This is a genomic window from Stenotrophomonas sp. SrG, from assembly GCF_050031795.1.
Taxonomy (GTDB): Bacteria; Pseudomonadota; Gammaproteobacteria; order Xanthomonadales; family Xanthomonadaceae; genus Stenotrophomonas; species Stenotrophomonas rhizophila_A.
The window spans coordinates 364,374-384,239 of record NZ_JBNBBE010000002.1 but is presented as its reverse complement, the minus strand read 5'-3'; the positions used below and the strand labels follow the sequence as shown (position 1 = coordinate 384,239).

The 19,866-nt window shown below is 67.7% G+C and carries 14 protein-coding genes; 6 read left to right on the top strand and 8 right to left on the bottom strand.

Annotated elements, in window-relative coordinates; all coding sequences use genetic code 11:
* Positions 1-271 precede the first annotated feature (271 nt).
* Both ACQG3P_RS03670 and ACQG3P_RS03665 read right to left on the bottom strand, forming a co-directional pair.
* Complete coding sequence (locus ACQG3P_RS03670) at positions 272-454, bottom strand: 30S ribosomal protein THX (RefSeq protein WP_068850363.1); 183 nt, start codon at positions 452-454, stop codon at positions 272-274.
* 108 nt (positions 455-562) lie between these two features.
* On the bottom strand, positions 563-976 hold the full coding sequence (locus ACQG3P_RS03665; RefSeq protein WP_093533140.1) for a MerC domain-containing protein: 414 nt from the start codon (positions 974-976) through the stop codon (positions 563-565).
* Between the two features lie 162 nt (positions 977-1,138).
* Here ACQG3P_RS03665 and ACQG3P_RS03660 point away from each other — a divergent pair, with 162 nt between their 5' ends.
* From ACQG3P_RS03660 to ACQG3P_RS03645, 4 genes are all read left to right on the top strand, one after another.
* A complete protein-coding gene (locus tag ACQG3P_RS03660; protein ID WP_426804229.1) occupies positions 1,139-3,325 on the top strand; it encodes a TonB-dependent receptor in 2,187 nt (728 codons plus the stop codon).
* A gap of 157 nt (positions 3,326-3,482) precedes the next feature.
* Positions 3,483-4,049: a TetR/AcrR family transcriptional regulator gene (locus tag ACQG3P_RS03655; RefSeq protein WP_068850351.1), complete on the top strand. Its 567-nt coding sequence runs from the start codon at positions 3,483-3,485 to the stop codon at positions 4,047-4,049.
* Complete coding sequence (locus tag ACQG3P_RS03650; RefSeq protein WP_426804241.1) at positions 4,046-5,701, top strand: MFS transporter; 1,656 nt, start codon at positions 4,046-4,048, stop codon at positions 5,699-5,701. The genes ACQG3P_RS03655 and ACQG3P_RS03650 overlap by 4 nt, the downstream gene beginning before the upstream one ends.
* Positions 5,702-5,709: 8 nt before the next feature.
* Entirely contained in the window at positions 5,710-6,882 is a 1,173-nt protein-coding gene (locus ACQG3P_RS03645) for an HlyD family secretion protein (RefSeq protein WP_426804228.1), read from the top strand.
* A 210-nt stretch (positions 6,883-7,092) separates the two neighbouring features.
* Here the strand turns inward: ACQG3P_RS03645 and ACQG3P_RS03640 are convergent, their stop codons facing one another.
* From ACQG3P_RS03640 to creB, 6 genes are all read right to left on the bottom strand, one after another.
* Positions 7,093-7,578, bottom strand: a complete 486-nt coding sequence (locus ACQG3P_RS03640; protein ID WP_068850345.1) for a Fur family transcriptional regulator — start codon at positions 7,576-7,578, stop codon at positions 7,093-7,095.
* A gap of 14 nt (positions 7,579-7,592) precedes the next feature.
* Entirely contained in the window at positions 7,593-8,996 is a 1,404-nt protein-coding gene (gene gltX, locus ACQG3P_RS03635) for a glutamate--tRNA ligase (protein ID WP_426804227.1), read from the bottom strand.
* A gap of 68 nt (positions 8,997-9,064) precedes the next feature.
* The gene (locus ACQG3P_RS03630) at positions 9,065-14,635 is read right to left on the bottom strand and encodes a dermonecrotic toxin domain-containing protein (protein ID WP_426804226.1); all 5,571 of its coding nucleotides are present in this window, start codon (positions 14,633-14,635) and stop codon (positions 9,065-9,067) included.
* Positions 14,636-14,775: 140 nt separating this feature from the next.
* Complete coding sequence (gene creD, locus ACQG3P_RS03625; RefSeq protein ID WP_426804225.1) at positions 14,776-16,095, bottom strand: cell envelope integrity protein CreD; 1,320 nt, start codon at positions 16,093-16,095, stop codon at positions 14,776-14,778.
* 61 nt (positions 16,096-16,156) lie between these two features.
* Positions 16,157-17,593: a two-component system sensor histidine kinase CreC gene (gene creC, locus ACQG3P_RS03620; RefSeq protein WP_426804224.1), complete on the bottom strand. Its 1,437-nt coding sequence runs from the start codon at positions 17,591-17,593 to the stop codon at positions 16,157-16,159.
* 1 nt (position 17,594) lies between these two features.
* A complete protein-coding gene (gene creB / locus ACQG3P_RS03615; protein WP_426804223.1) occupies positions 17,595-18,290 on the bottom strand; it encodes a two-component system response regulator CreB in 696 nt (231 codons plus the stop codon).
* 45 nt (positions 18,291-18,335) lie between these two features.
* Here creB and ACQG3P_RS03610 point away from each other — a divergent pair, with 45 nt between their 5' ends.
* Positions 18,336-19,193, top strand: a complete 858-nt coding sequence (locus tag ACQG3P_RS03610; RefSeq protein WP_210131498.1) for a 23S rRNA (adenine(2030)-N(6))-methyltransferase RlmJ — start codon at positions 18,336-18,338, stop codon at positions 19,191-19,193.
* Between the two features lie 94 nt (positions 19,194-19,287).
* Entirely contained in the window at positions 19,288-19,839 is a 552-nt protein-coding gene (locus ACQG3P_RS03605; RefSeq protein ID WP_068850327.1) for a GNAT family N-acetyltransferase, read from the top strand.
* The last annotated feature ends 27 nt before the right edge of the window (positions 19,840-19,866 follow it).

The following is a 19,866-nucleotide window of genomic DNA, read 5'->3' as shown; positions in this document are numbered from 1 at the left end:
GGTTATCTGTCTTGCCACGGGTCACCTCGATGCTTGGATTGATCCTATCGAGTGTCCAGCCGGATTAGACCACCTCAGGTTTACGGCGTGTCCCGCAAACCCGCACCCGCCGGCCCAGCTCAGGCCACGCAAGGCCCACCGGCTGTTCGCCAAAATGCATGAAGCTGCCGGGCAGGGCCCGGCACTATCGGATTGTCCGCAATCACATTGCTCGAAACCAAAAAAAACGCGGCGCAAGCGCCGCGTTTTTTCGTCGGACCTGGCTGAGCGATCAGCCGGCCTTGGCAACAGCCTTCTTGGCCACTGCCTTCTTTGCCGGGGCCTTGGCCACGGTCTTCTTGGCGACCGGCGCAGCTGCGCCCACGGCCACCTTGCTCACCGCGTGCGAACGCGAATTGCCGTAGCTGGCGTTGTAGCGCTTGCCCTTGGCGGTCTTGCGGTCACCCTTACCCATGTCGTCAACTCCTTAGTCTGAAATCTGATTACCCCGTGCTGACACGGGTTCGGCGGGCCCGTCCTTGCAGACGCCCCCGCGCACGATCGGAAAGCCTACCACAGCACCTCAGTGCGCACAGCTCGCATCATGGACGTGCCCGTGGTTCAGGCGCAGGTTGACCAGGTGCGCAACACCCACCAGCACCCCGCCCAGTGTCATCACCACCGCATGCGGCACCGCCGAATGGTGCAACGGCCCGTACAGCAACCCCGCCCACAGCGCGGTCAGGCCCGGCACCAGGAACCCCAGCGCGCGCAGCGCCCCGTGGCGGCGATAGCCCCACACCAGGCTGAACAGCCCCAGCAGGGTCACGAAGCTGACCAACGCCAGTTCCACCCCGTCGCCCAGCCACACCGACAACCCCAATGACGGCGCCGCCGCCAGCAGAACAGGCAGCACGGCGCAGTGCACCGCACATAGCAGCGAGCCGGTGGCACCAAAGCGATCCAACAGATGACGGAGGCGGGGGAACAGGGGCATGACTTCCAGCAGGGTCGGCGAAGCGTTATGGAATAATATAACATCAATCCCGACGCGCACTCCCTCCCCCTGCCTTACCCGGTTCCACCCTCCCGATTTGACGGGATTGGCGCGCCCCACTATTGATACATTGTAACAATTCGACCGACGGACCCTCTGCCCATGCGCTCTTCCCGCTCTCTCACGCCGCACGCCCTGTCCCTGGCGCTTGCCGCTGCGCTGCTCCCCACCCTGGCCTTCGCCGCCGACGATACCGCCGAGCGTGACCACCACCTGACCGAACTGTCCGCAGTGAAGGTCACCGCCAGCCCGCTGCAGGGCGATGCCGAATCGCTGGCGCGCCCCGTGGACGTGCTCGCCGGCGAGCGCCTGGACGAACAGAAGGCCGGCACGCTCGGCGACACCGTGGCCAAGCTGCCCGGCGTGCAGAGCACCTTCTTCGGGCCCGGCGTCGGTCGCCCGATCATCCGTGGCCAGGAAGGCCCGCGCGTGGCCGTGCTCTCCAACGGCATGGGCAACATGGATGCCTCCACCGTCAGCGCCGACCACGCCACCAGCATCGAGCCATTCCTGGCCGACCAGATCGAAGTGCTCAAGGGCCCGGCCACCCTGCTGTTCGGCAGTGGCGCCATTGGCGGCGCAGTCAACGTGGTGGATGGCCGCATCGCCCGCGACCTGCCCGACCGCCCGCTCAGCGGCCGCGCCGAAGTACGCGGCAACTCGGTCAACGACGAACGCAGTGGCATGTTCCGGCTCGATGGCGTGAACGGCAACTGGGTGCTGCATGTCGATGGCCTGGTCCGCAACGGCGATGACTACCGCATTCCCGGCTACGCGGTGATCGACGGCCTGGAAGACCACAGCGGCCACGACCACGAAGAGGGCGACACCGACGAACCGCGCCGCGGCACCCTGGACAACAGCTCCATCCGTACCCGCGCCGGCGGCGTCGGCGCGACCTGGCTGGGCGAAGGCGGCTATTTCGGCGCCTCGGCCAGCACCTACCGCACCAACTACGGCATTCCCAACGGCGCCCACGTGCATGCCGACGACGACCATGATCATGACCACGACCATGGCGACGAGGAAGAAGAAGGCGACGAGCACGACGTGCGCATCGACATGGTGCAGAACCGCTTCGAGGCCAAGGGCGGCATCTACAACCCCGTGTCGTTCCTGAAGAACATCAACCTGCGCACCGCCTACACCGACTACGAACACGTCGAGCTGGAAGCTGGCACGCCGTCCACCCGCTTCACCAACCGCGGCGTCGAAGCCCGCCTGGAAGCCGTGCAGCAGCAGATCGGCGGCTGGGACGGCGCGTTCGGGCTGCAGTTCGGCAACAGCGATTTCGGCGCCAAGGGCGAAGAAGCCTTCGTGCCCGATACCGGCACCCGCAACGTGGGTCTGTTCGTGCTGCAGGAAAAGCAGTTCGGCCCGTTCAAGCTGGAACTGGGCGGCCGCCACGACCAGGTCAAGCTGGACCCGACCGGCGACTACCGCGCGCGCACCTTCGATGCCACCAACCTCTCGGCGGCCGGCATCTGGAAGCTCAACGACGCCGTCGACCTGCGCTTTGGCGTGGATGGCTCCGAACGCGCGCCGACCAACGAAGAGCTGTACGCCGCCGGCGCGCACATCGCCACCCGTTCGCTGGAAATCGGCGATGCCAACCTGAAGACCGAACGCGGCCAGCGCATGGAGCTCGGCATCCACACCCACAGCGACCGCCTCGATTTCTCCGCATCGATCTACCAGACGAAGTTCAAGGACTTCATCTACCTGGCCGACACCGGCGTGGTCGAAAGCCTGCCGGTGCGCCTGTGGACCCAGCAGGACGCCACCTTCAAGGGCGCCGAGGCCGAAGCGCTGGTGCACCTGTTCGAAGGCAACAGCGGCGACTGGGACCTGCGCGTGTTCGGTGACTACGTCAAGGCCGAACTGGATGGCAGCGGCAGCCGCAGTGTCGACATCGCCGTGCCGCACGGTGACCACGACCACAACTACACCGTGGACCTGGCCAACAGCGGCTACCTGCCGCGCATCTCCCCGGCACGCGTCGGCGCCGACCTGCGCTGGTCGCGTGATGGCTGGCGCGCCTCGGTGGGTGCAGTGCGTTACAGCAGCCAGAAGGACACCGCGCAGAACGAAGCCGAGAGCGCGGGCTACACCCTGGTCGACGCGCACTTCGCCTACCGCTGGGACCGCTCGGACAGCAACAGCTACGAGGTGTTCCTGGACGGCAACAACCTGACCAACCGCGAGGCGCGTGCACACACCTCGCTGCTGCGCGATTACTCGCCGCTGCCGGGCCGTGGCGTGGCGTTCGGCATCCGCGCGTACTTCTGATCCCCGCTGGGGTCACTGTCTGACCTTCGGGGGCCTCAGGGCCCCCGTTTTTTTTGGCAGCGCGCTGACTTCACGCCTCGTTGACCAAGCAGAGCGGCCTCATACCGGAATCGCCTGCCCGGCTTCCATTGCGGACATTCCTGTCCGAAAATAGCCCATGCAAAGTCAACGTGCCGATGCGGCTGCCCGCCGCGCCCTGATCCTCGATGCCGCCGACAGCGTGTTCGGCCAGCATGGCGTGACCGCACCGCTGGACCTGGTGGTCGAAAAGGCCCAGGTCGGCCGCGCCACCCTGTACCGCAACTTCCCCGACCGAACCGCGTTGATCGAAGCACTGCTGGACCGCACCGTGGCCCGCATCGCGCGCCAGGTGGAGACCCTGGGCGATCGCGACGATGCCTTGTTCGAGGTGCTGCAGGGCATGGCCTCGCGAATCGTGCAGTCGCCCGCGCTGGCCGACTACTGGCGCGCGGTGGATCCAGACGAACCCACGATCAAGGCGGCGCGGCAGACCGTGCACGCCCTGCTCAAGGCGCCGATCCAGCGCGCGATCGATGCCGGCCTGTGCCGCCCGGACCTGCAGGCGGCCGATATTTCGCTGATTTCCAGCATGCTGGGCGCCGCACTACGCGGCAAGACCCGCGAGGAGCGCGCGCGGCTGGCCGGGCGCGCTCTGCAACTGCTGCGCGGAGGGCTGGGCGGACAGGTCGACGGGAGTCGCTGATGCCCGAGTACCTCAAGCCCATTCCCGATTGGGAGGAACACGAAAAGCCGACTCTCCCGGGTTCGGCGTCGATGCCGTGGCATCCGCCGCACCGCCGTGTCGCCTATGCGCTGGTCGCGCTGCTGGTGGGCATTACCGGCGGGCTGGGCAACGCGCTGGTCACCGCCAACCTGCCGTTCCTGCAGGGCCAGCTCGGGCTGACCCCGACCCAGGGAAGTTGGCTGGTGGCCGCCTATGCGATGGTCAATGTCACTGCCAACCTGCTGGCCTTCAAGTTCCGCCAGCAGTACGGCATCCGCCTGTTCGCCGAGATCGGCCTGGGGCTGTATGCCGCGCTGGCAGTGCTGCACCTGTTCGTGGGCAGTTTTGAAACCACCTTGATGATGCGCGCGGCCAGCGGTTTTGCTGGCGCGGCGTGCAGCACGTTGGGCACGCTGTACATGCTGCAGTCGCTGCCGCGACGCTATACCGGCAACCTGCTGGTGATCGGCGTGGGCATTTCGCAGATGGCGTTGCCAATCGCCTGGCTGGTGTCGCCTGGCCTGGTGGATACCGGCCAGTGGCACAACCTGTACCTGTTCGAAGCCGGCCTGGCGCTGTGCGCATTCGCCGCGGTGGTGATGCTGAAGCTGCCGCCCGGTGCACAGATCAAGGTGTTCGAGCCGATGGATTTCCTGAGCTTCGCACTGTTCGCACCAGCGGTGGCGCTGTTGGTGGTGGTGCTGGCCCAGGGCTACCTGCGATGGTGGTTCGACACGCCGTGGCTGGGCTGGGCACTGGTCGCCTCGGTCGCGCTGGGCACCACCGGCGTGGTGGTGGAACACTACCGGCGCAACCCGCTGCTGCAGACCCGCTGGCTGGCCAGCCCGGCAACCCTGCACTTCATCTTCGGCGCCTTCCTGATCCGCTTCCTCACCACCGAGCAGTCCTATGGGGTGATCGGCCTGATGCGCCAGCTGGGCATGGGCCCGGACCAGATGCGGCCGCTGTTCGCGGTGATCCTGGCCGGGGTGATTACGGGCATTGCCACCAGCTCACTGACCTTCGGGCCCAAACGCATCGTCGCGCAGCTGCTGATGGCGATCCTGCTGCTGGGCACCGCCGCGCTGCTGGACCAGAGCCGCACCAGCCAGGACCGGCCGCACGATTTCTTCCTCAGCCAGTTCCTGGCCTCGATGGGCGCGGGCATGTTCATGGGCCCCTTGATCATGATGGGTATCACCCAGGCGCTGAAACAGGGCACCGACCACATGATCACGTTCCTGGTCACGCTGTCGATCACCCAGACCCTGGGCGGGCTGGGCGGTTCGGCGGTGCTGGGCACGTTCCAGCTGCATCGTGAGCAGGTCTACTCCAGCGCCTTTGTCAGCCAGCTCGACCCCAGCGATGGCGTGGTCGCCCAGCGCCTGAAACTGCAGCAGCAGATCTATGCGCCGCTGCTCACCGATCCGGTGCAGCGCAGTGCCCAAGGCACCGCCCAGCTGGCACAGATCACCCGGCGTGAGGCCAACGTGCGCGGCTTCAATGACGTGTTCTCGTTGAGCGGCCGGGTTGCCTTGATCTTCCTGGGCTGGCTGCTGTTGTTGTCGTTGCGCACCGCCGTGCTCAAGCAGTGGCGCAAACGCCATCCCCACCCCGTTTCCCTGCAATAGGTCCTTCCATGTCCACGACGCCTCCGCGCGATGACAATCCTGATGAGGTCAACCCGCCGGTACCCACCGATGCCGCACCGGTAACCGCACCGGCAGCGCCTGCCGCCGCCGCAGCGCCAAGCAGTGCACCGAAGTACCTCAAGCCCAGCCGGGGCAGCGTCGCGGTGATGATCGTGGTGGCGTTGATCGGCATCGCGCTGATCCTGCGCGCCTGGTCATTGTGGCCGTTCAACAGCAGCTGGGTAAGCACCGACAACGCCTATGTGCGCGGCCAGATCACCGTGCTGGCGCCGCAGGTCAACGGCTATGTCACCGACGTGCTGGTAAAGGACTTCCAGCACGTCAGGCAGGGTGAACCGCTGCTGCGCATCGACGACCGCATCTACAAGGAAAAGGTGGCGCAGGCGCAGGCGAACCTGGACAGCGCGGTGGCCGCCTTGGCCAACTCCGACCAGGCGCAGGCACAGAACCGCGCGCAGATCGGCGCGGCCCAGGCGGCACTGTCGGCCGGCCAATCGGAACTGGCCCGCTCGCGCACCGAACTCAAGCGCTATGAAGAACTGGCCGACCAGCAGCTGGTGGCGCTGAACGACCGCGACAAGTTCCGCACCAGCGCGCAGGCCGCGCAATCCTCGGTGCAGCAGTCGCAGGCGCAGATCCGCATTGCCGAAGAGACACTGACCTCCACCCAGGTAGCGCGCAAAGGCCTGGAAGCCGGCGTGGAAACGGCCAAGGCGCAGCTCGAGCTCGCGCGGATCGATCTGGCCAACACGGTCATCCACGCCCCGCGCGACGGACAGGTCAGTGAAGCGTCGGTGCGCCTGGGCCAGTACGTCACCGCCGGTTCGCAGCTGCTGTTCCTGGTGCCGGACACGCTGTGGGTGGTGGCCAATTTCAAGGAAGGCCAGACCTGGAAGATGCGCATCGGCCAACCGGCCACTTTCGCGGTGGATGCCTTTGACGGGGAACGGTTGAGCGGCCACATCGAGCAGATCGCGCCGGCCACGGGCTCGGAATTCAGCGTGTTGCGCCCGGACAACGCCAGCGGCAATTTCACCAAGGTGGTGCAGCGTCTGCCGGTGCGGATCGCGATCGACCCGGATCAGGCGCTTGCTCCACGCCTGCGTCCGGGCATGTCGGTGGTCGTAAGAGTCGATACCGCCGCCGAGCCCAGAAGGTAGGGGCGGTTCCCGAACGACCGCCGACCCCGTTGATCGGCACTTGGACGCATGACCCCGGGCCGGAGCCGCGCCTTCGTTGCAGGTCATGCGTTACCGGACCCTGCACCTTTATCGGTGGTCGTTCGGAAACCGACCCTACCGTCAGCGCAGCGTCTTCACATTACCGGCGCGACCGGCGCCGTACTGCCGATCAACCCGCAGGCGGGTGCGTCATCCTGCGCAGCGGGCGCACAGGCCGTGCACTTCCAGGGTCTGCGCCTGCGGCTGGAAGCCCAGCTCCTTGGCGCGTTTTTCCAGCTGGCTGACGATGTCGCGGTCTTCCAGTTCCACCGCGCTGTGGCAGCTGTTGCAGATCAGGAACGGCACCGAGTGCTGCGCGCTGCTGGGGTGGTGGCAGGCCACGAAGGCATTCACCGATTCCAGCTTGTGCACGAAACCATTCGCCATCAGGAAATCGAGCGCGCGGTACACGGTGGGCGGGGCATCGGCGCCCACGCCCTTGCCGCTGCGCACCCACTCCAGCAGCTCATACGCCTTGACCGGCTTGCCGGCCTCGGCAATCAACCGCAGCACGTTGGCGCGGATCGGCGTCAGCCGCAGTCCGCGCTCCGTGCACACGCGCTCCACCACCTTCACGAAGTCCGAAGCGTCGTGAACGTGATGGTGTGGGGCGGTACAAGCGGTCTTGGCGGACATGCGGTCTCCTGTGGTCAGGCCGTCGGTACTTTAGTGAGTGCGACGTCGATGCGTTTCAAGGCCTCTTCACGCCCGGCCAGGAACACGGTCTGGGAAATGTCCGGGCTGACCTGGGTGCCGGTGATGGCCACGCGCAGCGGCTGGGCGACCTTGCCCATGCCGATCTCCAGCGCGGTGGCGGTATCGTGCAGCGCCACCGACACGCTTTCCGCGGTCCACTCGCTGGCCGCAGCCAGCAGCTCGCGGGCCTTGCCCAGCGCCAGTTCCGCGCCCGGCTTGAAGTGCTTGGCCACCGCCGCCTCGTCGTATTCGACCAGCGGCTGGTACCAGACCACGGCCTTCTCCGCCATTTCCTTCAGGGTCTGCACGCGGTCGCGCAGCGCCACCACCACGTCGGCCGGCGCCGGGCCGGCGCCCAGGTCCAGGCCCAGCTTGTTCAGCTGGTAGACCAGGTGCGGGGCGATGTCGGCCGGGTTTTCAGTCTTCAGGAAGTGCTGGTTGACCCAGCCCAGCTTGGCCATGTCCAGGCGCGATGCCTTGGAATTGCAGTTGGTCACGTCGAACAGGTCGATCAGCTCCTGGCGGCTGAACAGCTCCTGGTCGCCATGCGACCAGCCCAGCCGGGCCAGGTAACTCAGCAGCGCGTCGGGCAGGTAGCCGGCGTCCTTGTACTGCATCACGTCGGCCGCACCGGTGCGCTTGGACAGCTTGGCGCCCTGCTCGTCCAGGATCATCGGCATGTGACCGAACTTCGGCACCGGGGCGCCGATGCCCTCGTACAGGTTGATCTGGCGCGGGGTGTTGTTGATGTGGTCGTCGCCGCGGATGACCTCGGAGATGCGCATGTCCCAGTCGTCCACCACCACCGCGAAGTTGTAGGTGGGGAAGCCGTCCGGACGGAAGATCACCATGTCATCCAGCTCGCTGTTGGCGATCTCGATGCGGCCCTTGATCAGGTCGTCGAACACGACGGTGCCTTCCAGCGGGTTCTTGAAGCGGATCACCCGGTTCGGATCGTCGCGGTAAGGCAGGTTCAACTCACGCGCAGCGCCGTTGTAGCGCGGCTTTTCCTGCTTGGCCATGGCCGCCTCACGCATCGCATCGAGCTCCTCGCGGGTCTCGTAGGCGTAATAGGCCTTGCCGTCGGCAATCAGCTGCTCGGCCACTTCCTTGTAGCGGGCCACGCGCTGGGTCTGGTAGATCGGGCCTTCGTCGTAGTTCAGGCCCAGCCACTCCATCGCTTCCAGGATCGCGTCGATGGCGCCCTGGGTGCTGCGTTCACGGTCGGTATCCTCGATGCGCAGCACGAATTCCCCGCCACGGTGGCGCGCCTCCAGCCAGCAGTACAGCGCCGTGCGGGCGCCGCCGATGTGCAGGTAGCCGGTGGGACTAGGGGCGAAACGGGTGCGGCAGGTCATGGGGGGCTCGGGAGAACGGGAATCGGGACGATTTTACCTGCCCCGGCCAGCATTGGGGGCCGGGGCGTTCACGTTCCCCCACCCGCCGGCCCGACGTGCTCGTACAGCGCGGTCCAGCCGCGCGCGGCAGCCTGTTCCTGCATCCGTGCCGGGTGGATCTGGCGCAGGTGGAACTGCATCCGCTGGCTGCCCGGGGTCGGGATCGCCCCGTACATTTCAGCCAGCGTCTCGGCGTTGGCGTCGCCCAGGGTCCGCGACGACAGCCGGCTGAAATAGCGCGACCCGAACAGGTTGTTCACCCACTGGTTGAAGCGCGAGAGTTTCTTGAACACCATCAGCCCGAAGTTGGGATCGTAGAGCAGGTATTCGCGCCGCCCGTTGTCCAGCACGTTCACGCCGCAGGCCATGCTGTGCTGCGTGCCGCTGAAGACGAAATGGCTGCTGCGCGCGGTGTTGGCAAGGAAATCCGCCAGTGCATCGACGTGGATCAACGATGCCGCTGACATTGAACCGGGCTGCAGGGCCGCGCCCTGCGCGTCGCGGATCAGCGCACGCAGCGCGACCGCATGCCGGCTTTCGGGCTCGCGGATCGCCTGGCGCAGGTGCTCCAGCACGTGCAGCTCTTCGCCCTGCCCCATCGCCGTGGCCATGATCCGCGACAGCCCGGTGCACATGCCCGCCGCGGACAGTCCGTTGCCTTCGGCCAGCAGGCCCTGGGAGGCCTGGATGAACTGGCCGCCGGCGATGTAGACCGAGTCGTGCACCACCTCGTTGACCACGGTGTAGCGCTCGGCACGCAATGTATTGTCCAGCCGCTCGATGATCACCGACAGTGCGCCCTGCTGCACCGGGTCGAGATGGCCCGACACGAACAGCTCCTTCATCTGCTCCAGTGAGGCGCTGTCGCGCGCCTGTTCCGGCGTCATCACCCGCTCCCAGTGATTCACGCCCCACTGGAAATCCTGCGAGCTGCTGTCCACCGAATGGGAGTGGGTGCGTTCGACCAGGGAATTCAGGGAACCGCGATAGCTGCGTTCCACCGACTGCCTGCGCTTGCTGGATCGGCTGATCGGTGCGCCGCCGCGCAGGCCGACATCGCTGTGGGGTTCCCACGCCCCGTCGCCATTCAGCCGTACCGGCTGGTGGTAGAAGCTGCCCGGCTGCGGATTCTGCAGCCGCCAGGTGCCATGGGCACGGTCGAAGGCCACCTCGTAGGCGTGCCCGCCCTGGCTGATGTATCGCCGGCCAAGGTAGTCGTGGACGCCATTGTCGGCGGCGCGCGATCCGGACAGCGCCACCGGCCGGGCGTAGCGCTCGGCCAGCTGCGCCAGTGGATCATCCACCTGCTCCCACGCCGGCGTCTGTATCGCCGGTTGCAGTCGTGAACCATCGCGCGCGGCCACCGCCGCCAGCCGCGCCGTACCCAGCGGCGCCGACAACGCCAGCCCAAGGGCACCGCCTGCTGCCGTGCCAAGGCCAGCACGGCGTTGCCCGGGCGTATCGCCGTCGATCGTCTGCTCCACGCCCACCCCAAGCTGCAGCGCCGACAGTACCGCCACCACGGGCAGCGTTTCCGGCAGCACCAACGCGACCAGCCCCATTGCCTGCTCACAGCGCTCCAGACGCGGCATCCACCGGCGCCGGAAAGCCTCCCACTCCGAGGTCATCAGCGTCTGCGCATCGCGGCGCGCGCGTTGCCGCAGCCGCGCGAGCAGTGCCTGCGACGCCTCGCCGCTGATCGGCACCACCGCACCCCCGTGTCCGAAGATCGCCTGGGTGCCGGCACCGAGCGCGGTATGCACGCCGTTGGACATCCAGCCGTCCTGCAGGTCGGCCAGGTCGAATGCGGTCTCCAGCCATTGCCGCCCGGCGTCGGTGGCTGCGGCGCGCTCGATCCAACCCATCATGTCGGCCTCGCTGGCAAACTCGTGGAAGCGATTGCGGTCGTTGGGGAAGTACAGCAGTACCTCCGGCCCCACCTCGTCGCCAACGTGCAGCACGGTCGAGGCGATGCCATGGACCTGCAGCCAGCCGGTGCGCACACCGGCACGGGCAACCGGTCGGTAGGCGGGATCCTGCGACTCGGCCGCGGTCATCGTGCCGAACACACCGAGGGCCAGCTGCATGCCGCGTGCGGACAACGATCCGTCGGCATGCTGTTGCGCGCAGCCGTACAGGTAGCCGCCGCGCAGCGTGGTCAACACGGCCGGCGCGTGCGCCTGCCAGAACTGATCCAGCGCGCGCAGGTAGTCGCCCTGCACATCCAGCTCGCGCGCCATCGAGAGCAGCTGCGATGCGTCCAGTCCCACTACCTCGCTGTTCTCGTCGAACGCCGCGCTGTCGCTGCTGGTGTACAGGCCCAGCAGGCGCGCGGGCGTATCCTCGAAACCGGCCGCGCGGGTCATGGCACAGTCGGCGAAGCTGGCCGCCGCCTGCTTCTGCGCCCGGTTGTGGACCCACCCGCTTGGCGTCTGGTGGCTTGGATACCCGTCCCTGAAGGACACGATGTAACAACAGCTGCTGTCGAACGCGGTGCGGTAACGGCGCATGATTTCGTCATCCAGGCGCTGTTGCACGAACGGCACCAGCAGGGGATAGGCGTGCTCTACCAGGCTGCGGCCGGCACTCAGCGCGTGCAGCCAGCGCGCGCCGTCCATGCCGGCATTGCGCAGCGCACCCGGTGTGCCGGCCGGAAAGCGCGCCGTCCAGTGCGCCGCGCTGCGCGCGTTCAGACCGTCCATGTCCAGCGCGGCCAGCTCGCCTGCCGCGGCCAACACCGGCACGGGAACCGGCAGGTACGGCAGGGCCAGCGCCGAATCGAGCGCATTGAAGGCCTCGCGGATGCGCGAAGGCGATGACAGGCCGGCGGCGCGCAGCTGCGCATGCCGCAGCTCCAGCGCCTGCATGAACAAGGCCCAGCGGAAGTCGCCGTCGATCCCATAGGCCTTCACCACCGGCAGCGCGCCCTGCTGCCAGCGCGCGTGCTCGTTGACGGCCACCCGCACCGGCAACTGGTGGCGCACCTCGTTGGCAAGCTGCTGCAGCGCGGCGTCACTGCTGTTGAATGCCTCGATCAACGGAATCCGGGTGCTGCTGATCACCAGCGTGATCGGCGCCTGCAGCGACGCCGCCGGTTGCGCGGTGACCAGCAGCACGCCGTGCAGCGGTACCGCATGGCCACGGTCGTTGGCCGCCAGTGCATGCACGTCGATCTGCCAGCCCGGCAGGGCCAGCGCGCGGCCGTTGGCCGCTTCGGCAAGATCGAAACGCGACGGGAAGTCGGTCAATACCTTGACCGCTGCGGCCGCGTCGTCGCCGAGCTGGCCCGCTGCATTCAACAGCACCGCCGTGCCGGCGAGACGCCGGCCGATGCCCGAGACGAACCCTTCCGAACCCGGCGTCGGGCGGGCATGCCAGGCCTGTTCAAGGCACGCGTCGTACCGGCGGCGGAAGGCGCCCAGGTAATCGCGCCCCTGCACCCTCTTGAACTGCTCCAGGGTCAGCTCGCGGCACTCCTGCACCGGGAAGTAGGTTCCCGGTACGCAGCGGTAGTAGAGCCCTGCATGACCCGTGTCGGGGTCGACCGGCAGCAGTGCCGCCTTCACCAGGGTGTGGGTGCTGACCAGTCCGCTGCGTACCCGCCGGTCGGGCGGGAGCAGCCGATGCTGGTTGCGGAACAGCGCGCCGGGCGGGCGCAGCTGGTCGGCTTCCCAGGCGCGCCATTGCTGGCTGTCCTGGAAGGTGTTGAGGTAGATCGTGGTGGGATCGATCCGCTGGCCGGTAACGTTGAGCAGGTCGGCGGCGACCTGACGCGCGAGATCGGCGTCGAGATTCGGCAGCGCGGCGGCGGACAGGGTCAGCGCCCGCTCGGAGGCCACCACGTGGCGCCACGCCGCGGTCAGGCGCTGGTGCTGCTCGCTGGCGTTGCGACCCATCGACTGCACCCAGGTCAGCATCCGCGAGCGCGTCACCGCCAGGTCCACCCCGGCCGGTGGCGCGAGCGCGGCGGCGCCCGGCGGCGGCGCCTGCTGCGCCACGTCGACCAGCAGGCGGGTGGCCGCGTCGAGCCGGGTGCGCTCGATGGCATCCAGCCCTTCACCGCCGCTGCGTGGCACGGGGAGGGGGTGAAGCGCACGGCGCACACGTGCCCTGCCCTCCGCAGGCGGAGGTCCGCCCAACGCATCAATGACCTCGCGTGCGATCCCGTTGGACGCCAGCAGGGTGGCCACGGTGTAGCGCAGCGACGTCGCATCGCCTCCTGCGCTCTCGTGCACGCGTTGCCACAGCACGTCCCAGATCGATCCGTCGCCGTCGCGGTCGATCACAGTGTCCAGAAGCCGCACTACCTGCTGCGTGCGCTCGTCCACCCGCGTAGCGTCCGATTCCGGCCCAGGCTTCCGTTCCGGTTGCACTTCCGCCGTGGGCGCACTGGCCTGCGTGTCGCCGGATGCCCAGCGCCAGCCCAGCGCCGCCACGCCCAGCCCGCCGCCGACGAGGCTTGCGGCCAGCGCCAGCATGCTGCGGCCGCCCTGCCGCGCTGCGCCCGACGCCACCGCGGGCGGCGCACTGGCAATGACTGGGATGGGCGCAGCACTCCCTGTTGGCAACACAGCGTCCGCCGTACCCCAACGCAGCGCCTTGATCCCGGGCGCGAGCCCGGCAATGAACAGCACCGCATCGCCCAATGCGCTTCGCAGGCTGTGGCGCGTCGTGGCGGCCAGGGCTGCACGCTCGGCGACCGACAACAGCCACTGGCCCAGCCGGTCCCCGCGGCCACCCTGGGTAGCCAGCAAGGGGTCTGGCGCGCCGCCGGCCAGCTGATCCAGCGTCTCCAGTATCCGGGCGCGCTGGGCATCGCCGATCAACGGTACGCACGCATCGTCGACGCTGTCGAACAGCGACGGCAGCGCGCTGCGTGCATCGATGCAGGCGCCATTGAGCGCGGCGGCCGCAGCGGCCTGTGCCACCGCGCGGTCGACCTGCGCCGGGGTCAGTGTCGGCATCCAGTCGCACAGCTGCTGGCGCACCGCGTCACGCTGACGGGATGGCGACATGCTGCACATGTGCTGCGCAACCTCGCGGGCGTCTGCCATGCCGAGGGCGCGCTCGGCATCAAGTGCTGCGTTCCAGTCGCGTCGCGACTGGTCCAGCGGGCGGTACAGGGCATCGCGCATCGCCTGCAGCAGCGTATTGCGGCGAGCAACCGCGTGTGTGAGCAGCGCCCGCAACGGTGCGCACTGCACTTCCCAGTCCACCCGTGGCAGGGTCAGCAATGCCATCAGGCTGCTGCGCCAGGCGGCCCGCTGCGCGGGCGGAAGCGCCACGGGCAGCAGCCGGTCCAGCGCATCGTCCACCAGCCCCTGCGCCATCGGCGCGGCCAGCGCGGTGCGGTGGAAGTGCGGCTGCAGGGTCAGGAAAAAATGGGCATCCAGCGGCCCCTGTCGCAAGGCAGCGGCGAGCGCGTCCAGCTCGCCGCGCGGTATGCCGTCCAGCCACAGTCTGCGCGTCGGTGCGCACGCCGGCGTGTTGCGGACCGACAGCGGTGCGACAGCGGGCCGATGCCGCGACGATGGCGGGGACGACGGACTGGCCGGTGCGCCGCCAGCACGGCCCACCGGGGACAACGTAAGGTTCGCCATGGACGTGTGATGAGGTGACGAGGGGCTGGAACCTAGCGCGATCCACTGCGGTTACCAGCCGGCCCTTGTCCCAGCAGCGTCCGGTGGTCCCACACGAAGCCGGAAGCGTCGTGCAGGATGGCGAATAACGTCAGCGCCGCCTACTTGAGGCCCGCGCCCAGTTCGTACCAGTCGATCCGACGGGTGATCCACATCGCCGTGGCCAGCACCGCGAACAGCAGCAGCGAGCCCATCAGCAACGCATTGTTCTCCGACACCAGCAACCCGTACAGCGCGCCGTACAGCACCGTGAGCATCCCGGCGAAGCCCATGCCCCGCACCCAGCTGCGCAGCACGCCTGACAGGTACACCGCCTGCAATCCAATGCACGCCACCGCCGACACCACATACGCCACCCAGAACGGAATGTGCTCGGACAGGCTCAGCAGCAGCAGGAAGAAGATCGCCAGCGCCAGACCCACCATCAGGTACTGCAGCGGGTGGATGCGCAGGCGCTTGATCAGCTCGAACAGGATGAAGCCCACGAACGTCAGCACGATGAAGAGGATGCCGTACTTGCTGGCGCGGTCGGCCTGGGTATAGATGTCGACCGGGTTGACCAGCTCCACGCTTACCGTTTCCGGTTCCACATCGCGGTTGTCGCGCAGCTGGCGCTGGGCCTCCGATGCCAGCGAGGATACCGCCCACTCGGCGTCGAAGCCCTTCTCGCCCACCTTGCGCTCATTGGGCAGGAAGCTGCCACCGAACAGCGGGTGCGGCCACGGCGAGCGGATCGCGATGCGGCTGTCATCCCCGACCGGCACCACCGCCAGCGAACGGGTGCCATCGAGCACCAGCGACAGGTCCACCGTGCTGGACTTGAGCATGCCGCCGGTACTGTCGGCGAAGCCCTGCAGCGGTACGTGCAGGCCCTTGCCGATGCCGGTGACATCACCGATGCCCGGCTGCAGCGTGAGCGCCTCGCCATCCACCTTCAGATCGGGCGAGCCGACCAGGCCGCGCACGTCGGCAATGCCCACCGCCAGGTACGGTGTGCCGTACACGCGCCCCGCCTTCACCGGGTAGTCGTCATCGCTGAACTCGGCGCTGACCTTGGCCTTCCAGGTGTAGACCGGCACGCGGAACAGGCCAACCCGGCGTTCGTCGGGCAGCATGCCGCCATCGACGACCAGCTTGGACGGCATCTGCAGCCAGTAGCTCTGCTCCACCTGGGTTTCGATCTTCTTGGTACCGGCCGCGTCGACCACTTCGACCTGGCGGGTATCGGTCCACGGCACCACCCGGATCGGCCCGGTCAGGGTCTGCGCGCCGGCCCGGCTCTGCGCCACGCGCAGGTAGGCCTGGTCGCGGTATGCCTCGCGTTCGCTGATCACGCCCTTGATCATCATCAGCGGGATCAGCAGCAACAGGATCAGCCCGCCCACGATGGCGAACCGCAACAACATCTTCAGGGATTTCATCACCCGTCCTCGGTTGGGAAGGGTGCCAGCTTCAGCGCTGCCGGTGTGCGGGGTTTGTGGTCTATTTGAAGCGAATGTGAAGTGACGCGAGGGCGCCGCCGCCGTCGCGGTTGCGCAGGCTCGCGCGGCCGCCGTGAAGGCGCGCCACTTCCTGTACGAACGACAGGCCCAGGCCGGAACTGCGCTGGCCGGTGGCCGGCCGCGCCAGCGAGTAGAAACGCTCGAACACCCGCTCCAGTGCGTATTCCGGCACCCCGCTGCCACGGTCGGCCACCCGCAGCACCACGCCATCGCCTTCGCGCGAAGCGCCCAGCTGGATCCGGCTGCCCGGGCTGGAAAACGCCAGCGCGTTCTCCAGCAGGTTGTTCAGGGCCTGCCGCAGCAGGTAGGCGTCGCCCTGGATCTCCAGGCCTTCGGCAACTTCAATGTCCACCGCGACGTCGGCCGCCTGCGCCCGCATCGCCACGGCATCGCCAGCGGCCTGCAGCAGCGGCGCAAGCGCGATGCGTTCGCGCTTCTGCAGCCAGCCGTGCTGTTCCACTTCGGCCAGCGCCAGCAGCTTGTCGATGGTTTCGGTCAAGCGCTGTTCCTGGCCCTGGATGCTGCGTGCGAAATGCACCCGGTCAGCATCGGGCAGCGGCTCCTGCAGCAGTTCGGCCGCGCCGCGGATCGCCGCCAGCGGGCTCTTCATCTCATGGGTCAGCGACTGCACGTACTGCTCCACGTACGCCTTGCCTTCCAGCTTGCGGCGCATGGTTTCCAGCGCCTGGCCCAGGTCGCCGATCTCGTCGCGGCGCGGCCTGGGCGGCGGCACCGGTTCGCCGGCGCTGACCGCCTTGGCATAGCGGTTGAGCCGGTTCACGCCGTGCATCAGCCAGGCCGTCATCAACAGCCCGATCAGTGCCGACAATCCGATCAGCCACGCGCCGCGCTGCAGAATGGCGCGCTGGCTGGCGGCGATGAACGGGTCGATGCTGCGGTTGGGCTGGGCCAGGCTGAGCACGCCGATCAGTTTGCCCGGGTCGGCCGGATCATGGATCGGCGCGGCCACGTGCATTACCGAATGCACTTCATCACCTGGTTTCTCCGGGCTGGAGCGCGCGCCGTATTCGCCGCGCAGGGTGCGGTAGACATCGTTCCAGCGCGAATTGTCGCGGCCGATGTCCTGCCCGGTGGAGTCGTACACCACGAAGCCGCGCGCATCGGTGATGGTTACGCGGTAATCGAGGCTGCGCTTGGGAAAGCGCCACACCATCGCCTTGGGATCGCGGCGCTGTGCGCGTGCCAGGCTGGCCACGAACGGGCCATTGCGGATATGCCCGGCCTTGAGGTCGGCCGCGGCCATTTCCGCCAGCACGTTGGCCGCATCGACCAGGGTCGACTCCATCGCCTGGCGCACCCCAGGCTTTACTTCGTTGACGAACACGCGCATCACGAAGAATGCGGCGATGCCCACGATCAGGAAGAAGCCCAGGAACAGTTTCAGCCCGAGCCTCACGCTACACCTCCAGCGCGTAACCCACGCCGCGATGGGTGCGGATCGGGTCGGACTCGGCCCCGGCGGTGCGCAGCTTGGCGCGCAGGGTCTTTACGTGGGTGTCCACGGTGCGGTCGGCGCTGTCGGCATCGGTATCCCAGCCGCGGTCCATCAGCTGGGCGCGGCTGAGGATCGCGCCGGGGCGCTGCAGCAGTGCGGCCATCAGCGCGTATTCGTAGCGGGTCAGGTCCAGCAGCTGCCCGCCGAAGCGGATACGGCGGCCTTCGCGGTCGATCGCGAAGCGGCCGTGCTGCTGCCAGCCGGCCGCCTCCGCAGGGCCCGGTGCCACCGCGCGGCGCAACCGCGCCCGCACCCGCGCCACCAGCTCGCGCGGCGAGAACGGCTTGGCCACGTAGTCGTCGGCGCCCAGCTCCAGACCCAGCACCCGGTCGAATTCGTCATTGCGGGCGGTCAGGAAGATCACCGGCACGTCGCTGAAGGTGCGCAGCGTGCGGCACACCTCGAAGCCGCTCATGTCCGGCAGGCCCACGTCCAGCACCACCACGTCCACCGGCTCCTGGCGCAGCAGCTGCAGCGCCTGCCCGCCGAGCAGGCAGTGCCGGGCCCCGTAGCCCTCGCTGCGCAGCGCGTAGAGCACGGTATCGGCGATGGCGGCTTCGTCTTCGACGACCAGGACGTTGTGCAGGGGGCGGTTCATGCGCGCAGCATAGCCGCTGGGGCCGCCGCCCCGTACACTGCGCCGATGAATTACCGCCACGCCTTCCATGCCGGCAACCACGCCGATGTGCTCAAGCACATCGTCCAGCTTGCCCTGCTCGACACCTTCAAGCGCAAGGACAGCCCGTTCTTCGTGCTGGACACCCACGGCGGCGCTGGCCGCTACCTGCTGGCCAGCGAGGAAAGCCGCAAGACCCTGGAGGCCGAGGACGGGGTGATGCGGCTGATGGCCCAGCCCAAGCTGCCGGCCGTGGTCGAGCGTTACCTCAAGGCGGTGCAGGCCGACAACCCGGTCGGGGCGATGATCAGCTACCCCGGCTCGCCCCTGCTCAGCGCGCAGACCCTGCGCGAGCAGGACCGCATGGCCGTGTGCGAGCTGCAGGATGCCGAAGCGGCCTCGCTCAAGGCGCTGTTCGCGCACGACAGCCGGGTGGCGGTGCTGCACGCCGATGGTTACGCCCAGAACAAGGCACTGCTGCCGCCCAAGGCCAACGGCGTGAAGATCGGCCGTGGCCTGGTCCTGATCGACCCGCCCTACGAAGGCCAGGATGCCGAATACCAGCGCATCCTCGCCTCGGTGAGCGAGATCCTGGCGCGCTGGCCGCAGGCCAGCTTCGCCATCTGGTTCCCGATCAAGCAGCGCCGCACCATCCTGCACTTCCTGCGCAAGGCCTGCGCCCTGCCGGTGAAGTCGGTGCTTACAGTAGAACTACTGGTTCGGCCCGATGACTCTCCCCTTCGGCTCAATGGCAGTGGCATGCTGTTGCTCAACCCGCCCTGGCAGTTCGACCAGGTGCTGGCCCCGGCCATGCCTGCGCTGAAGCAGTATCTGGGCGAAGCCGGCGCCAGTACCCGCCTGCAGTGGCTCAAGCAGGCCGAGTAACGCCACGACCGCCCGCTGAACGGCGTGAGTGTTTCGTTCACGGAACGCGCCCCCGGGGATGCGAGAATCCGAAGACCACCAAGGAATCACCGGTATGGCTACCCGTAACCGCATGCCGCCCTGGCACGAAGTTTTCAAAGCGCCCAGCGGCCATGAGCTGCTGATCCGCCCGATTCGTCCCGAAGACGACGAACCCCTGAAGGGAGCGTTCAGTCTGTTCGGGCCCGCAGAAGTCCGCGACCGGCTGACGCAGTCGGTCGATGAGCTTTCTTCGGAGGCGGCGTATCGACTCACCCATCCCAACGTCAAGAACGAGATCGTTCTGGTCGCCGCCGAAAACGAGCAGGCAGGCGTTGCGGTGGTCGGTGCGCTGGCACGCGCGTCGATCATCCCGGGCACGAAGGATGCCGAATACTCGATCCTCATCAGCCGGTTCCTCATCGGCCAGGGCCTCGGCCGGCAGTTGATGCGCAAGCTGGTCAAGTGGGGCAAGGGCAAATACCTGGATCACCTGTACGGCGACGTGCTGGAAGCAAACGAACCGATGAAGCAGCTGGCCGCCTCGCTGGGCTTCAAGGCCGTGCCGCATCCGCAGGGCACGCCCGGCCTGGTGCGCATGGTGCTGGAACTCGATCCGGGCCAATAAGAGGTCATCACGTGGCGGTCTGCTAAA

Bases quoted from the DNA above. Each gene is read 5' to 3' on its own strand.
- ACQG3P_RS03655 (WP_068850351.1), top strand. From the start codon at position 3,483: ATGCAAAGTCAACGTGCCGATGCGGCTGCCCGCCGCGCCCTGATCCTC.
- gltX (WP_426804227.1), bottom strand. From the start codon at position 8,996: ATGACCTGCCGCACCCGTTTCGCCCCTAGTCCCACCGGCTACCTGCAC.
- ACQG3P_RS03630 (WP_426804226.1), bottom strand. From the start codon at position 14,635: ATGGCGAACCTTACGTTGTCCCCGGTGGGCCGTGCTGGCGGCGCACCG.
- creD (WP_426804225.1), bottom strand. From the start codon at position 16,095: ATGAAATCCCTGAAGATGTTGTTGCGGTTCGCCATCGTGGGCGGGCTG.
- ACQG3P_RS03610 (WP_210131498.1), top strand. From the start codon at position 18,336: ATGAATTACCGCCACGCCTTCCATGCCGGCAACCACGCCGATGTGCTC.
- ACQG3P_RS03665 (WP_093533140.1), bottom strand. From the start codon at position 976: ATGCCCCTGTTCCCCCGCCTCCGTCATCTGTTGGATCGCTTTGGTGCC.
- ACQG3P_RS03660 (WP_426804229.1), top strand. From the start codon at position 1,139: ATGCGCTCTTCCCGCTCTCTCACGCCGCACGCCCTGTCCCTGGCGCTT.
- ACQG3P_RS03605 (WP_068850327.1), top strand. From the start codon at position 19,288: ATGGCTACCCGTAACCGCATGCCGCCCTGGCACGAAGTTTTCAAAGCG.
- creB (WP_426804223.1), bottom strand. From the start codon at position 18,290: ATGAACCGCCCCCTGCACAACGTCCTGGTCGTCGAAGACGAAGCCGCC.
- ACQG3P_RS03670 (WP_068850363.1), bottom strand. From the start codon at position 454: ATGGGTAAGGGTGACCGCAAGACCGCCAAGGGCAAGCGCTACAACGCC.
- ACQG3P_RS03640 (WP_068850345.1), bottom strand. From the start codon at position 7,578: ATGTCCGCCAAGACCGCTTGTACCGCCCCACACCATCACGTTCACGAC.
- ACQG3P_RS03645 (WP_426804228.1), top strand. From the start codon at position 5,710: ATGTCCACGACGCCTCCGCGCGATGACAATCCTGATGAGGTCAACCCG.